This is a genomic window from Pedobacter changchengzhani (genome assembly GCF_004354365.1).
Lineage (GTDB): Bacteria > Bacteroidota > Bacteroidia > Sphingobacteriales > Sphingobacteriaceae > Pedobacter > Pedobacter changchengzhani.
The window spans coordinates 15048-32036 of record NZ_SJCY01000008.1; the positions used below are offsets into that span (position 1 = coordinate 15048).

General features: G+C 35.1%; 12 protein-coding genes. 3 read left to right on the forward strand and 9 right to left on the reverse strand.

Going from position 1 to position 16989, the window contains the following annotated elements; all coding sequences use genetic code 11:
• Positions 1 to 3: 3 nt before the first annotated feature.
• Positions 4 to 2598, reverse strand: coding sequence for a DNA gyrase subunit A (gene gyrA / locus EZJ43_RS11585; RefSeq protein ID WP_133262881.1), 2595 nt, complete (start codon positions 2596 to 2598; stop codon positions 4 to 6).
• Positions 2599 to 2914: 316 nt separating this feature from the next.
• Here gyrA and EZJ43_RS11590 point away from each other — a divergent pair, with 316 nt between their 5' ends.
• A complete protein-coding gene (locus tag EZJ43_RS11590) occupies positions 2915 to 4126 on the forward strand; it encodes a TCR/Tet family MFS transporter (RefSeq protein WP_133262882.1) in 1212 nt (403 codons plus the stop codon).
• 12 nt (positions 4127 to 4138) lie between these two features.
• Here the strand turns inward: EZJ43_RS11590 and EZJ43_RS11595 are convergent, their stop codons facing one another.
• The gene (locus EZJ43_RS11595; protein ID WP_133262883.1) at positions 4139 to 4903 is read right to left on the reverse strand and encodes a hypothetical protein; all 765 of its coding nucleotides are present in this window, start codon (positions 4901 to 4903) and stop codon (positions 4139 to 4141) included.
• A 150-nt stretch (positions 4904 to 5053) separates the two neighbouring features.
• On the opposite strand from EZJ43_RS11595, the gene EZJ43_RS11600 reads away from it, so the two are divergent.
• Positions 5054 to 7213: an FUSC family protein gene (locus EZJ43_RS11600; protein WP_133262884.1), complete on the forward strand. Its 2160-nt coding sequence runs from the start codon at positions 5054 to 5056 to the stop codon at positions 7211 to 7213.
• Positions 7214 to 7217: 4 nt separating this feature from the next.
• On the opposite strand, the gene EZJ43_RS11605 is transcribed toward EZJ43_RS11600, so the two are convergent.
• From EZJ43_RS11605 to EZJ43_RS11615, 3 genes are read right to left on the reverse strand one after another with little or no spacing between them, the layout of a single operon-like run.
• Complete coding sequence (locus tag EZJ43_RS11605) at positions 7218 to 7646, reverse strand: hypothetical protein (RefSeq protein ID WP_133262885.1); 429 nt, start codon at positions 7644 to 7646, stop codon at positions 7218 to 7220.
• Positions 7647 to 7649: 3 nt separating this feature from the next.
• Entirely contained in the window at positions 7650 to 8645 is a 996-nt protein-coding gene (locus EZJ43_RS11610) for a PorP/SprF family type IX secretion system membrane protein (RefSeq protein ID WP_133262886.1), read from the reverse strand.
• A 2-nt stretch (positions 8646 to 8647) separates the two neighbouring features.
• Positions 8648 to 11062 (reverse strand): gliding motility-associated C-terminal domain-containing protein, encoded by a 2415-nt coding sequence (locus tag EZJ43_RS11615; protein WP_133262887.1) that lies wholly within the window; start codon positions 11060 to 11062, stop codon positions 8648 to 8650.
• A 334-nt stretch (positions 11063 to 11396) separates the two neighbouring features.
• Between EZJ43_RS11615 and EZJ43_RS11620 the strand changes: the two genes are divergently transcribed.
• The gene (locus EZJ43_RS11620) at positions 11397 to 11807 is read left to right on the forward strand and encodes an organic hydroperoxide resistance protein (RefSeq protein WP_133262888.1); all 411 of its coding nucleotides are present in this window, start codon (positions 11397 to 11399) and stop codon (positions 11805 to 11807) included.
• Positions 11808 to 11889: 82 nt separating this feature from the next.
• On the opposite strand, the gene bioB is transcribed toward EZJ43_RS11620, so the two are convergent.
• The 4 genes from bioB to tnpA all read right to left on the reverse strand — a co-directional run bounded on the left by bioB (position 11890) and on the right by tnpA (position 16436).
• The gene (gene bioB, locus EZJ43_RS11625) at positions 11890 to 12885 is read right to left on the reverse strand and encodes a biotin synthase BioB (protein ID WP_133262889.1); all 996 of its coding nucleotides are present in this window, start codon (positions 12883 to 12885) and stop codon (positions 11890 to 11892) included.
• Positions 12886 to 12916: 31 nt separating this feature from the next.
• A complete protein-coding gene (mgtE, locus tag EZJ43_RS11630; protein WP_133262890.1) occupies positions 12917 to 14266 on the reverse strand; it encodes a magnesium transporter in 1350 nt (449 codons plus the stop codon).
• A 161-nt stretch (positions 14267 to 14427) separates the two neighbouring features.
• A complete protein-coding gene (locus tag EZJ43_RS11635; RefSeq protein ID WP_133262891.1) occupies positions 14428 to 14664 on the reverse strand; it encodes a 4a-hydroxytetrahydrobiopterin dehydratase in 237 nt (78 codons plus the stop codon).
• A gap of 1310 nt (positions 14665 to 15974) precedes the next feature.
• The gene (tnpA, locus tag EZJ43_RS11640; RefSeq protein WP_133262892.1) at positions 15975 to 16436 is read right to left on the reverse strand and encodes an IS200/IS605 family transposase; all 462 of its coding nucleotides are present in this window, start codon (positions 16434 to 16436) and stop codon (positions 15975 to 15977) included.
• Positions 16437 to 16989: the final 553 nt, after the last annotated feature.

Consider the following 16989-nt stretch of genomic DNA (forward strand, 5'->3'; position numbering starts at 1 on the left):
TGATTAGTTTTCTTCTTTTGTTTCGTCATCTGCTTCACTTTCGTCGTCTCCCGGTTCTTCGGCTTCTGCAGTGTTATCTACTTCCAATTCCTCACCATCAACCACTAATACATCTGCCAAATCAACTGCTTCTTCTTCATCCTCTTCGTGATCGATTTTGGTTACAGATGCAATTTCATCATCGCCTTTTAACGAGATTAATTTAACGCCCTGAGTTGCACGACCCATTACCCTTAAAGCAGCAACCGGAATTCTGATTACAATACCCGAACGGTTGATAATCATTAAATCTTCGTTATCGGTAACGTCTTTTATAGAAACTAATTGCCCGGTTTTTTCAGTTACGTTAATGGTTTTTACACCTTTACCACCTCTATTTGTTACACGATAATCTTCAATGTCTGTTCTTTTACCGTAACCTTTTTCTGAAACAACCAACACCGTAACTTCAGGATTGTTAATGGCAATCATACCCACAACCTCATCTTTATCATGTGCTAATCTAACACCACGAACGCCTGTAGCTGTTCTACCCATCGGGCGTACCGTACTTTCATTAAAACGTATTGCCCTGCCAGAACGCAGTGCCATTACAATTTCACTTTGTCCGTTGGTTAAACATGCCTCTAATAAAACATCACCTTCGTTAATGTTAATTGCGTTAATACCGTTAACACGCGGACGAGAATAAGATTCTAAAGATGTTTTCTTTATGGTACCTTTTTTAGTACACATAATGATAAAATTATTCTCTAAATACTCTTGATCTTTAAGGTTTTTAACTTTTATATAAGCCTTAATTTTTTCGTCTTTTGGTATATTGATGATATTTTGAATCGCTCTACCTTTACTCGTTCTTGAGCCTTCAGGAATTTCGTAAACCCTTAACCAGAAACACCTGCCGGCTTCTGTAAAGAATAACATGTAATTATGGTTGGTTGCAACAAGCATGTGTTCAATAAAATCTTCATTTCTTGAGTTGCTTCCTTTCGAACCTTTTCCACCTCTACCCTGCGCTCTAAATTCTGTTGCTGGCGTACGCTTAACATAACCTTCATGAGAGATTGTGATGACAACTTCTTCATCATCGATAAAATCTTCCATACTCATATCTTCAGCAGAATGAATAATGGTTGTTCTACGCTCATCACCAAATTTCAAACGTATTTCTGCCAATTCATCTTTAATAATCTGCATACGCAAACCTTCATCTGCTAAAATAGATTGCAAGTATTCGATGGTTTTCATCAATTCAGCATATTCTTCTTTTATTTTATCGCGTTCAAGTCCAGTTAAACGGCGTAAAGTCATATCCAAAATTGCTCGAGCTTGAATATCGCTTAAACCGAATTTTTCTATTAAACCTACGCGGGCTTCGTCTGGCGTTTGAGAGGCGCGAATTAATTTAATAACTTCATCTAAATGATCTAAAGCAATTAAATAACCTTCTAAAATATGTGCTCTTTTTTCCGCTTCTGCTAATTCATACTTGGTACGGCGAACAACAACATCATGGCGGTGATCAACAAAATGTACAATTAAATCTTTTAAATTTAACATTTGCGGACGGCCTTTAACCAATGCAATATTGTTTACACTAAAAGAAGTTTGTAAAGCAGTGTACTTGTATAGATTGTTTAAAACTACTGATGCATTTGCATCGCGCTTTATTTCATAAACAATGCGTATTCCGTCTTTATTTGATTCATCCTTAATGTTAGAAATACCTTCCAATTTCTTTTCGCCTACCAATTCAGCAGTTCGCTCAATCATCATGGCTTTGTTAACCTGGTAAGGAATTTCTGTAACAATGATTACCTCACGGTCTTTAATATTTTCGATTTCTGCCTTTGCACGCATAACAATACGTCCTCTACCAGTTTCAAAAGCATCTTTAACGCCTGTGTAACCATAAATAATTCCACCTGTTGGAAAATCTGGCGCTTTTACAAACTTCATTAATTCCTCAATGGTAATGTCTCTATTATCAATATAGTTTACAATACCATCAATACATTCGGTTAAATTATGTGGTGCCATATTAGTGGCCATACCTACGGCAATTCCGCTAGATCCATTAACCAAAAGGTTTGGAATTTTAGCTGGTAAAACCGTTGGTTCTTGCAACGTATCATCAAAGTTTAGCTGAAAATCAACCGTATCTTTATTAATATCAGCAAGCATTTCTTCGGCCATTTTTGAGAAACGAGCCTCAGTATAACGCATTGCTGCAGGCGAATCTCCATCAATGTGACCAAAGTTTCCCTGTCCATCTACCATTGGGTAACGTAAACTCCAATCTTGAGCCATACGAACCATCGTGAAATAAACAGATGCATCACCATGTGGGTGATATTTACCTAAAACCTCGCCCACAATACGGGCTGATTTTTTATGTGGTTTATTACTAGTTACACCAAGATCGAGCATGCCGAATAAAACACGGCGATGAACCGGTTTTAATCCATCACGTACATCAGGTAAAGCCCTTGAAACAATTACCGACATTGAATAATCAATGTAGGCTGATTTCATTTGCTCCTCTATATTAATTTGGATAATCTTGTCGTTCTGCTGATTTTCTAAATCTTCTGCCATAAATTATTATTCTCGTTATCAAAAACGATATTTAAAAAAGGTATTATTATAACCTTGCGAATTTAACAAAAATATAGCGAAATAAGGCATTGTGGAAAAGTTTTGAACCACATTAGATGTTTTTTTATGCCAAATCTTTTTGGATAACTAAGAGGAGTATTAGATGTGGTTTTAATTTCATTATTTTTTTAATTGTTGCTAATTGTATTCGCACACCAGCAAGCATAAATATTTAAGTATTAGCTTTTGCAAAGTTGATGAATTGTATATAATGACAAGAATAAAATTATATTTTTGTGCATTAACTAAAAAGTAAATGGAAAAAAAGAAACAGTCGGCAATGGTTTTCATTATGATTACATTGTTGATTGACTTTACGGGATTTGGAATTATTATACCCGTTTTACCCAAATTAATTCAAGAATTTACCGGGGGAAGTGTAAGTGCAGCTGCAGATTACGGTGGCTATTTAATGGTGGCCTTCGCGCTTGCACAATTTATATTTTCGCCAATAATGGGCGGTTTGAGCGATCAATACGGGCGCCGACCTGTTTTGCTTTTTTCTCTATTTGGCTTAGGTATCGATTATATTTTCCTATCTTTTGCGCCAACAATTTTCTGGCTGTTTATCGGTAGGATCATCGCTGGCGTAACTGGTGCGAGTTTTACTACTGCAATGGCCTATATTGCAGATATATCTCCACCTGAAAAGAAGGCACAAAACTTCGGTATGGTTGGCGCAGCTTTTGGCGTTGGCTTTATTCTTGGCCCTGTAATAGGTGGATTATTTAGTACTTATGGCCTCCGCGTGCCTTTTATGATTTCTGCAGGACTGGCTTTGGTAAATTGGATTTATGGCTATTTCATCCTGCCAGAGTCTCTATCAAAAGCAAACAGAAGAAAATTTTCTTGGAAAAGAGCCAATCCGATTGGTTCCATCGCTAATGCATCAAAATATCCGGCAATTATAGGTTTATTGGCCACCCTCCTATTATTATATATTGCAAGTCATTCGGTACAATCAAACTGGTCATATTACGTAATCGAAAAATTCCAATGGGATTCTACCATGATTGGCTATTCTTTAGGTGTTGTTGGTTTGGTAATGGGCATCGTTCAAGGCGGCTTAATTCGGGTAATCATCCCGAAAATCGGAAATAGAAAAGCAATTTATATTGGCCTAACTTTATATATTATTGGTTTTGTATGCTTTGCATTCGCTTCTAGCGGGTTAATGATGATGCTTTTCATCGTTCCATATTGTTTAGCAGGCATTGGCGGACCAGCAATGCAGAGTATAATTTCTAACCAAGTGCCTGAAAATGCACAAGGTGAAATTCAAGGTATTACCACAAGTTTGCAGAGTTTAGCGGCCATTATTGGTCCTTTTGTTGCAAGCCATATTTTTGTTTACTTCATTCAAGATGGAACACCCTTCTATTTCCCTGGAGCACCATTTATTTTAAGTGCTATTTTAACATTTATAGGCTTAATTATCGCTGTAAAAACATTAAGAAAATACCATTAATTTAGTATTTGATTAGGCCTCGAGTACTTTATATTCATTATAAACCATTACAACGTTATAAACCAGAAGTGCGATGCCTTCTAAATTAACTAATTTTTCGGTGTCTATTTTTAATAAGGTAGTAAATAACAATACGGCAAGAATAATAGCACCGGAGATAATCAATGATTTTTTTATAGATCGATATAACATCGATAAACGAAATAATGTAGCATGTTTAAAATTTACGGGGTTGCGGATCAGTTGTAAAACATTTCCAAATATGAATATGGAAATCAATACAATCGCGACATCAGATACGAGACCATTATTGAGTTTAGGAAGAACTAAATAGCCACTATATATAAAATAGGTAATCAACAATAAACAGAGTGCTAATTTTACCAACTGCCAATTTCTTCCTTTTAAAAGCCATTCTACAAATGCCTTATCCTTAACATCCCAAGCTTCTAACTTAGTGCGCGTTTCTGGCGAAAAAGATTGAAATGGATTGATTAAGCTAATTAGAAAAATTAATGCAGTGCTTACAAATTGGAAAATTCCATCAGCTACTAGCGCATGAATTTTTTCTCCATTTAATAAACTTGGCGAAAAACTGGAGAAGATTATTAAAAAAGTAATTACGATGTGAAAAACTAATGGATAAAAGTTTAGCAGATTTTTTTGTCCATCATAAAGACTTTCATCTTTTAAATCTTTGGTATGATCTTTATCGAGAAATTTGTTGCCGATTCTGATTAAAATGTAAACGAGATATAGAGAAAGGAAGGAGCCCATTACTTAAATTGTAATTTTATTTTGTGGCAAAATAACAAACTAATGGCAAATTTTTAAATTGGGGTTTCAAAATCAACCAAAAAGAAGAATAATTGAAGCAATAACATAAATTAAATAGAAATATTTTGTTATTATGTTAATTTTGTAATTATGCAAATCAGGCAACCTATACGCACCATTCAAGATTTTCTACTCAGCACTTATTTTGCCGATGGGATTCGCATTACGATTGGTGTACTCCTGCCCTCTCTAATTTTAGCGCAGTTTGGCATGCTCAAAATTGGCTTAACATTATCATTAGGTGCATTATGTGTAAGTATTGTTGATAGTCCGGGGCCAATGTTTCACCGGAGAAATGCCATGTTAATTACCACCGTTTTAATTACCGTGTTTTCTATATTAACAGGGCTGACCAATAAAAACCACTTTTTTATCGGCTTTGTATTGATGGCTTCGAGTTTTGTATTTTCTATGTTTTATATATATGGACTTAGAGCAGCATCAATTGGTACGGCAACGCTTTTAATAATTGTATTAAGTATTGATGACATTAGGCCTTGGCAAGATGTATTGCTGTATTCTCTATTTATATTTATTGGTGGCATTTGGTACACTGTGCTGAGTTACATGGTGTACAGAATTCGGCCTTACCGGATGGTACAGCAATCATTAAGTGAATCGGTTAGCGAAGTGGCCGATTTCTTACGAGAAAAAGCCAAGTTCTATCACCGCAACAACAACTACGAAAAAACCTATGCAGATTTATTGCAACTACAGGTTTTAGTGCACGAGAAACAGGATGCCGTTAGAGAACTGCTTTTTAAAACCCGCGAAATTATTAGAGACTCTACCCCTGAAGGAAGATTTTTACTGTTGGTTTTTATAGATATGGTAGATTTGTTTGAACAGGTAATGTCCACCTATTACAATTACAACCAATTGCACGAGCAGTTTGATTCTTCGGGAATATTAGCTGATTATGAAATGGCCATTAAGCGCGTTTCGTATGCCTTGGATGATATTGCTTTTGCGCTTAAAAGTGGCCGAAAACCTGTAATTTCTAAGCGGTTGCTAATTGAGATTGAACGATTGAGAAAGCGAATAAACGAATTAGAAGAAAACAACATCGATAACAAATACAACACATTAGGCATTATTGCTTTAAAAAATATTGAAGTTAATATTGAGAATATTCTATCGCGTGTAAAAACGATTCATAGTTATTTTAGAGTTAGAGAAAGTAAAGAAATTAGACATGAAAAGATTGATTCGGAAAAATTTATCACCCGCCAAAAAATAGATTTTGAACTTTTTACAGAAAATTTAACTTACAGCTCTTCTACATTTAGGCATTCTTTAAGGGTTTCTGTAGTGATGATGGTTGGCTTTATTATCGCCCAACTTTTAACCTTGTCGCACAGTTATTGGATTTTGTTAACCATCCTTGTCATTTCCAAGCCGGGATATACGCTTACTAAACAAAGAAATTATCAGCGTTTAATCGGTACGGTAATTGGCGCACTCGTTGGTGCAGCAGTAATAAACTACATTACCGATAGAAATACACTGTTCGCTATTTTGTTGGTTTGCATGATTGGTTGCTACAGTTTTCAGCGGAAAAACTATGTAATAAGTGTGTTATTTATGACGCCCTATATTTTAATATTATTCGATTTTTTAGGTATTGGAACCATGGCGCTGGCGCAAGAACGGATATATGATACTTTTATAGGTTCTGGTATTGCATTAATCGGAAGCTACTTGCTGTTCCCAACTTGGGAACACGAGAAGTTAAAATCGGCCATGGTCGACATGTTAAATGCAAACAAGGCCTATTACGAACAAGTAATCAAACTCTATTTTGAAAAGGATTATGATAGAACAAATTATAAAGTTGCCCGAAAAGAGGTTTATGTAAATACCGCTAATTTGGCATCACTTTTCCAACGGATGTTTTCAGAACCAAAAAGCAAACAAATGTTTATTAAAGAAGTACATCAGTTTACAGCACTCAGTCATCTTTTATCTTCTTACGTGGCATCATTATCACTTTACAACCGCGAAAGTGCTTCTAATTTAGATAACTATGATGGTTTATTGCCAATGGCGAAAAACACCATTTACCTTTTAGATACATCGGTTAATAATTTCCTAACGGGAAAAGCAGCGATTGAAAATGTACCATTAATAAGGCTCCCTACCAACGCTTCAGTTGTTAAAACAGGCGAAGAAATGGTTCCAGAGCAGTTTGACTTAATCCAAAAAGTAGCTTACGATATTTACAAACTATCTTTTGTAATTAAAATTTAACTTGTTATAAAGCGCTTTTATATTTGCATGCATAAAAAGGTAATGAATAGGTTTGTCCATTATCTAATTTAAAAACTATTTTCGCATCGCAATCTTCTATTTTTAATAAGTCTTTTTTATCGATAGTTATTTGGTAGCTTTTTAGATCTTTTTTATCAGACGAGTTTGTTTGATCGTTAACTTTAAAGCTTATTTTAATTTGCTGGTCGCCAGTTTTAATTGATATTTTCTCTACCTTACTGTATTCGGCATTGGCTGTAAAACTTAAGTTAACTCGATCTGAATTTGTATCCGCATTGGATTTGTAAATTTCAAACGCACAATATGATTTACCATCTCTTAAATATTGATAATCAATCACTTTATTAGATTGTTGCGCAAATAATACTGTGGTGATCATTGTTAATGCGAGTAAAATCAAGTATTTTTTCATAATTTAAAATTTAGGGCATGATACTTTGTAACCTTTAAAATTATTTTGTCTGTATATTAATGAAATTTCGTAAGTGCGAGGCGTGGCATTATTTTCTCGATTAGAATAAACCGTATAGTTTACGCCTGCTGTTAAATTACCCATCGTTACGCCCAAATATGGAAAAACCGATGATTCGTTAAACTTATACCAAAGTCCTGCATTTAATTTTACCCTGTTGTCATCGTTCATTCTAAAACCTAAAACGGTACCCAACATGGTATCGGTATTTACTTTTTGTTTTGTATATATCCCAGATACATTCATATCTAAATTGTTGTTAATGTTGTAGAACATACCAAAATTTACTGTTTTGCGATAAGGAACAATCTCAGATGAGTTTTTAAACAAGCTTTCTGAAGGTTTTGTGATGTGATAAAGGGAAACACCAACTACGAAACTTGCCTGATCGAATGTAGCCGAAAAGTTAGCTCCGAAGTTTAAATCAAAATACCTTGTTTTATCATTTTTTAGATCTAGATAATTTGGCAGTGCCATGTTAAAATCACCGTCGCTATATTGCGATGCGAACGTAAGCTTATTGTAATCGAGGTATTTAGATACGTAAGAAATTTGTGGCGCTATTCCAAATTTGAATTGGTGATTTCCATCTAAATATTGATAGTACGAAACACTCGCACTTAAGTATTGAGACTTTAATGCTTTGTTAAACGATTCATCAAACAAGCCACTTAAACCAACACTAAAAACACTGTTGGTAAAGTTCTCATCTTGAACTAGTTTCACGTCTGCAGAAGCGCTGTAGGTATTGTATGGATCGCCCAAATTGCCCCATTGTTGCCTGGTATTTAACGCAAAGCGATACTCACCATCAAAAAAGCCTGTATTTGCTGGATTTAGCGATAGTGGCGATGCAAAATACTGCGAAAACTTTGGGTCTTGTGCAAATGCTGTTATCCACAACACCGAGAATGATATTAAAAATATTGTCTTTTTCATAATTATAAAATCATCACTGTTTTACCTTTTGATTGACAAATACTTCCCTTTAAATCTACTGCTTCAGCAAACCATGAAAACGTTTCGAAAGGTTGTAATTTATTTTTGAACTGTCCATCCCAGCCCGAGTTTTGCAACGTATTAGTTTCGTAAACCAAAATGCCCCATTTGTTAAAAACCTTAAAGCTTACCAACCTTTGTATGCCGATTAAAAATGGATATAGCCGATTGTTGTTTTGTCCTTGTGGCGTAAATGCAGTTGGAACCAAAATTTTGGGTGTAGGTATAATGTTAATTTGAATTGGTGCAGATACGGAACAGCCAGTTTTATTTGTAAGAGAAATATAATATACGCCACCCTTGTTAACTTTTGATGGATCGGCAATTGCAGTTCTTAAGTCAGAATCTAAAAAATAACCTTCCGAAACATAGTTTTTACTGCCAGCAATAATTTTTGGTGCTGTTAAATCTATATACTCATCATCAAATATTGATTCTGTTTTGTTAACAATAATTGTTGGCAGTTCGTTAATTACAACATCAACTTTACTCGAGCTTTCGCAACCGCTAGAATTGGTTATTTTAACATAAAAAGTACCTGTTTTATCTACACTACTTGGTCTGCTCAACTTGTTTGTAAGCGCTGCATCAGTAAAATAAGCATAAACACAATTCTCTGTACTGCCATTGTAAATGGTTTTATCTGTTAAATTAACAGTTTGGGGATAACAAACTTCAATTGGCTTTTTAACCGATATAGTAGGCAAACTATTTATTGTAGCTGTAATTTCACCAAAAACAATACTACCATTAGTATGTGTGGCTTTTAAATAATAAGTGCCAGATTTATCTATTTTTTCTGAGTTGCTAATTTGTAATTTGCAGTCTTTATCCGCGTAAAAACTGAAGCTAAAACCTTCGTCGCTTGCTTTAAAATTATTAGGATCGGCGATATTAACCTCATTTGGTACACAAACTGATGCTGGATTTTGAACGATAAGCATCGGCTTTGCCATAAATTTTGCCTCTATAGATACCATTTTGGTGCAACCTGATTTGCTCGTTAATTTGGCATAATAAGTACCTGCGGTTGTAATGTGCTCTGGATGGTCTAAAATACTTTGCGCGTCTTTATCAGTATAATAAGTGCGGGTAATGCCAACCAATTTAGTGTCGTAAATTTCGTCTTTCGTGATGTCAACACTTTCACTATAACGAACCATACTAGGGTTTATAATTCTTGTTTTTTCTAATTCATAAATAGCGATTTCTATTGTTGATATCGTTTCGCAACCACTTTTACTAGTCGCTTTTACATAATAAGTTTTACTTTGTGTAATGGTTGGCTTATTTACAAGCTCTGTGAGGTCTTTGTCATCATAAACCATGTAATCAAAATCATCGGTTTTGTTCAAAATATACTTGCTCGATAATAAATCTACCATTGAACCGCTACAAACCGTGTCTCTTTGTAAGGTTTGAACTTGATAATCTAAACTTGAAGCAACGGCTGTAATGGTATTAGGACAGCCAAACCCATCAAAAGGAACCAAATCTAAATATATTAAAGCGCCTTCGGCCGGTGCAGGTTTTATTTTGAGGTCCTGCCCTGTGCCATACTTTACAGTACGATCTTGGTTATACCAATTGTATTCTTTATAACCGCTTGGTCCGCTGATGTTCATTTCATTAAGACCTTTACAGTATTTATTGCCTGTAATTAATTCGCCACAAGTATTGTTAACATCAACGTAAGCATAGCCAAAATGACCGTTTAAAGTACAATCTGCAGTTATAAACTCCAACAAAAGTTGTTTACCCTGATAACCAGATAAATTAATCGTAACCGCACTCCAATCCTTATAAATAACGGTGCTATCAACAGTAGATTTTTTAAAACCTGGCAAATTTGAAGTTGCAATGTATTCAAACGATGCGCAAGGGATATATTGGCCAGTAGATAAATCTTTTACCCTGGCAACAAATCGCGGTTGTTCTTCTGGCGCATGGTTAGGATCCTCTAATACCACGGCATACTGGTAGGTTAAAGTAAACTCTGGCTTATTTAAGGGTACGTTAAGTAGATAGGAAATTCCTTCTGCCTGAGCGCCAGTACCATCGTTTCCAAGTTTTACCGCAACATGGCCACCATCTTTTGGAACGACAGCAAACTTACCGTAGGGATCCAGTACCTTGCTGTCTTTCAAAATTGTGTGGCGGTCGGTCACAGCATAGCTTATCTCAGCCAAGTCAACGGTGTTTTTACCGTTCACAATTTCTGTGTAACCAGTGGACATTTTCCAGTTTTGGAAATTTCCGTTCTCAAATCCAATGTTATCAGGACAATTTTGAGAATACGCATTCTTCACCGTAATATTTGATATTACCAGTGCAATTACAATAAGTTTACGTATCATATCAGGGATGATTTAATAGTATGATATAAACTTATGACTTTAGTATATCATAAAGTTTGAGAAAAATCATATAACTACTTTTTTTACACGAAACAAGGTTTTGATGCGATTATATAGAATAGAATTACATAAAATAAGAGGTGTTTTTAACGGAATAATATACTGCAATTCAATACTTTACAAGATTTACTCATTTTAAATCGATATTTGGTTTTTTACATGAAACCGAATCTTTTTTGACTTAAAAACATCGTAATATGCAGTTATCAGCTTTCTTCATCAAACAATTTCTTTGATAAAGCTGTTATAATTGTAATTAAAAATAAAAAAAACAATGGAAAAGTTATATACAGGAGAAGTTAAAGCCGTAGGTGGAAGAGATGGGCACGTAAAATCTAGCGATGGAATTTTAGATTTTGAAGTTAAAAAACCTAAAGAATTAGATGGGCAAGGTGGTGCTACAAATCCAGAGCAACTTTTTGCCGCTGCTTGGGGACCTTGTTATCTGGGTGCATTGGGTTCTGTAGCTGCAAATGCTGGCGTAGATGTTACAGAAGCCACTGTTAACGTGTTGGTATCATTTAATAAAGACAGAAATGCTTTTGTATTATCAGCAGATTTGGATGTTCATATTCCAAATATTTCGCAAGAAGAAGCACAACAATTAGCAGAAAAGGCACATCGTGCTTGTCCGTATTCGAAAGCCGTAAGAGGTAATATAGAAGTTAGGGTTACGGCCGTTTAGAGACTATCGTAGAAAAAAAAATTAAGGTTGCAAAGTTGATTTAATTCAACTCTGCAACCTTTTTTGCTTGTAAAAGCTTATACTAAACCGTTTCTTTTATCGTATTTGCAGGTCTGCCGTTTTTAAAAGCATCTCTAGTTTTTAATCCAAGTAGTTCAAACATAATCATATCATCAGCAAATGCTGGATTTGGCGTAGTTAATAATTTATCGCCTGCGAAAATAGAACTTGCTCCAGCCATAAAGCAAAACGCTTGCTCCAAAGTACTCATTTCATTCCTACCTGCAGATAATCGTACAACTGATTGTGGCATCACAATTCTGGCGGTTGCGATCATCCTTACCATATCCCAAATAGGAATACGTGGTTCATTTTCTAGCGGAGTTCCTTTAACAGGTACTAGCGCATTTACAGGTACCGATTCTGGATGTTGCGGTAAATTGGCTAAAGTTTGCAACATGCCCACCCTATCTTCCTTGGTTTCTCCTAACCCAATAATGCCGCCACTACAAACCGTTAAGTTAGCTTTACGTACATTTTTAATCGTATTTAAACGGTCATCAAAAGTGCGTGTTGAGATTATTTCTTCATAATTTTCTTCAGAAGTATCAATGTTATGGTTATAGGCATATAAGCCTGCATCAGCCAAACGTTGTGCTTGATTTTCGGTAAGCATTCCTAGTGTACAACAAACCTCCATATCCATATCGTTTACGGCTTTAACCATCTCAATAACGCGGTCAAAATCTCTATTGTCTCTAACTTCGCGCCATGCAGCACCCATACATAATCGAGATGAACCGCCCGCTTTTGCTTTAACGGCTGCAGTGATAACTTCACCAATTTGCATTAATGGTTTTACCTCTAAATCTGTATTATACCGTGCCGCCTGCGGGCAATAAGAACAGTCTTCGGCACAGCCACCTGTCTTTATAGAAATTAATGAGCTGATTTGCACCTCATTGTAGTCTTTTTGTTCACGATGAATACTAGCCGCTTCATAAACCAAATCTAAAAATGGCTTATCATAAATTGCTTGTATTTCTTCTTTTTTCCAATCGTGCCTAAGTGTTTGCATAATTTTATTTATACGTTATAAGTTGTTAATTTTATAATAATAATTTACTTGCCAAGCCTAACAATAGTAAAAACCCGAACACATCGGTAAAGGTCGTAATAATTATAGATGAAGCAATGGCCGGATCAATACCAAACCTTTTCAATACCAACGGAATGCTAGATCCAGTTATCCCAGCAATCACTAAATTTCCTGTCATCGCCAAGAAAATAACTACGCCTAGCATCGGGTTTGCATCGAAAAAATAAGCGAAAAGGAATACAATGAGCCCCGTTACTGCTCCATTAATTAAACCCACCGAGAATTCTTTCAAAACCGTTCTATAAGCTTGATTATCAGTTAAATCATATAATGAAATACGCCTAACTGTTACTGCTAAAGCTTGTGTTGCAGCGTTACCACCCATACCCGCAATGATAACCATGTAGGCAGATAAAACGGCTAATTGTTTAAGTACATCATCATAATGGCGAATAACCGCAGATGCTAAAAAAGCAGTACCCAAGTTGATTATTAGCCAAGGCAAACGAGATTTTACTGCATCAATCCAATTGCCACTTAACTCTTCATCCTCAGAAACCCCTGATATTTTTAAAAAATCTTCGGTATTTTCATCCTCCAAAACATCAATTACATCATCAAATGTTACCCTGCCCAATAAGTGCATTTTATCATCAACAACCGGAATGCTGGTTAAATTGTACTGTGAGATAAGCTTTGCAACTTCCTCTTGATCGGTATTTGCATTTACATAAACTGCAGAGGTATTTACCATATCTGCTATTTTGGGATTGCCTTTGGCCTTTATAATATCTTTTAACGAAACAATACCTTTAAAAATATTATCATCATCAATTACGTTAATGGTATAAAACTCTTCTATTTCTTCGCTTTGGCGGATAATTTCATCGATAGCATCTTTTTTAGTTAGGTTTAAATTAATCCGAATAACATCGGTATTCATTAAACCACCAGCAGTTTCCTCATCGTAACTTAGCAGGTTACGGATACTTGATGCATCGTTTTCACTTAAATCGCCTAATATTTCTTTTTGTTCGTGCTCTTCTAACTGAGAAATAATGTCGGTAGCATCGTCATAATCAAGCTCCTCTACAATTTCTGTACGTTTATCTGGGTGAAGTTGCAGCAGTAATTCCTCGGGATGTGCCTCTTCGTGCATTTCAGAAATTACCTCAGAAGCCGTTTCGATATCGAGCAAATTAATAATCCGCTCGCGGTCTTCTTTTGTGATGCTCTCAAATAAAATAGCAATTTCAGATGCGTGGTATTCAGCTAAAGTTGACTTAAGGAGTTCATTATCACCACTTATTGCAAATTTTAGTTTTGATACGTCTGTTTTGTCTAAGTCGAATGACTGCATAGGGCACTAAGGTATAAAAAATTTATTTTTGTAAAGGCAAAAAGTAACCATTTATACCTATCAAAAAAGCTTTTTGGAGATTTAGAATTTGGCTCGTGGAATTTTTTTAAAAAGTTTTTTGAGTTTTAAGCAAAAAAAGTACTAAGCCAAAACCAACAATTTTATCCTAGCAGTTCATCAATTTTTTTAGCCAAGGCTTTATCTTTCTCTGTAATGGTATTTTCCTTATCGTGAGTGGTTAGGGTAATATGTACCATGTTGTAAACATTACTCCAATCTGGATGGTGATCCATTTTCTCGGCAATCATTGCCACTTTAGTCATAAAAGCCCAAGCTTCGACAAAATTTTTAAATTTGAAACTTCTTTTTAAAGTGTTATTTTCTTCTTTCCAGCTCATAATTTATTTTTTTATAATGCAAAAGGTAATTGAAATTTTTTAAATAGCATTGATAATTAGTTGCTTATTTTACTGAGCGCATTAATTGATTTTTTTTACAAATTTATTATTGGTTGATAAACCGCTAACTTACATATAATTTTGTAATGGTGTTTTTATTTGTCACCACCTTCGGGGTTTTGGTTGCATGTAACCAATTTTATAATATTTACATCCCTTCGGGATTAGTGCATCACTTAGACCTAACATTGGCTCATAAAAATAGAAAGTCACAAAAAATATTTGGGTGTAATTCTTTAGTTACTCGTTACCAAATAAACACAAAGTAGCTTTATCTTTATACAAGAAACACATTTAACATATTTTAAGCCCGTAGGGCTGAAATTATTATAAAGAGGAGTATGTCACCACCTTCGGGGTTTTGGTTGTATGTGGTCAATTTTATAATAATTACATCCCTTCGGGATTAGTGCATCACTTAGACCTAAAACTAGCTCATAAAAATTGAAAATCACAGAAAATATTTGGGTGCAAATCTATAGTTACTCCTTACCAACAAAACACAACGTAGCTTTATTTTGATACACAAAACTTATTTAACAATATTTTAAGCCCGTAGGGCTGAAATTATTATAAAGAGGACTGCGCTCCACCAATAAATCCCAACGGGCTGGCATTATTCGATCCAATCATGGTCGCATTCATCAAATCCCTCTGTATGTCACCACCTTCGGGGTTTTGGTTGCATGTAACCAATTTTATAATAATTACATCCCTTCGGGATTAGTGCATCACTTAGACCTAAAACTAGCTCATAAAAATTGAAAATCACAGAAAATATTTGGGTGCAAATCTATAGTTACTCCTTACCAACAAAACACAACGTAGCTTTATTTTGATACACAAAACTTATTTAACAATATTTTAAGCCCGTAGGGCTGATATTATTATAAAGAGGACTGCGCTCCACCAATAAATCCCAACGGGGTGGCATTATTCGATCCAATCATGGTCGTATTCATCAAATCCCTCCGTATGTCACCACCTTCGGGGTTTTGGTTGCATGTAACCAATTTTATAATAATTACATCCCTTCGGGATTGGTGCATCACTTAGACCTAAAACTAGCTCATAAAAATGGAAAGTCACAAAAAATACTTACGTGTAAATCTATAGTTACTCGTTACCAACTAAACACAAAGTAGCTTTACCTTGATACACCAAACATATTTAACAATATTTTAAGCCCGTAGGGCTGATATTATTATAAAGAGGACTGCGCTCCACCAATAAACCCCAACGGGGTGGCATTATTCGATCCAATCAAATAAATATTCCTCATTAAACTCAATATCAAATTTCGTCAAAAACTCCAAATATTCTTCTTTAAATGTTTTTCCGCGATGGTGCTGCTCTTGATTCAGAATGTAATTGTAAACCTGATCTATTTGCGAATGCGCATACGAAAATGCACCATAGCCTTCTTGCCATGAAAATTTACCTTTAATAAGTTTTTTATCATTAATAAAATTAGTCGAATTATTTTTAATGTCTCTAACCAAATCTGAAATTGCCATCGAAGGCTTTAAACCAACAAATACGTGAATGTGATCTGAAACTCCATTCACAATAATTGATTTTTGCCCTTTGTTAGTGATAATACCAGAGATATATTTATGTAATTCATCTTTCCATCTCCGATCAATAAGATTTTCGCGGCCTTTGACGGCGAATACTACTTGAATATAAATTTGTGAAAACGTTCCTGGCATACTTGTTCATTTAATGTCGATACTTTGGGTTTTGACTTTATCCGTTTTATTTCATAAAATTCCATCCCTTCGGGATTTAGAATTTACACTAAACTTAAAATTAGTGATAATATCAGACATATTTTCATCTAATTAATTTTTAGATTTTCGGCCAACAACTTTTTTTGTATTTGTTAACGGCCACTACTAATTGAACAAAATTTTGTAATGGTGTTTTTATTTGTCACCACCTTCGGGGTTTTGGTTGCATGTAACCAATTTTATAATAATTACATCCCTTCGGGATTGGTGCATCACTTAGACCTAAAACTAGCTCATAAAAATGGAAAGTCAGAAAAAATACTTACGTGTAAATCGATAGTTACTCCTTTTCAACAAAACACAACGTAGCTTTATTTTGATACACAAAACTGATAAAACGATATTTTAAGCCCGTAAGGCTGATATTATTATAACAAAAACTGCGCTCCGCCAATAAACCCCAACGGGGATGGCAATATCGTAACTAATCATGGTGGTATTCATCAAATCCCTCCATATGTCACCACCTTCG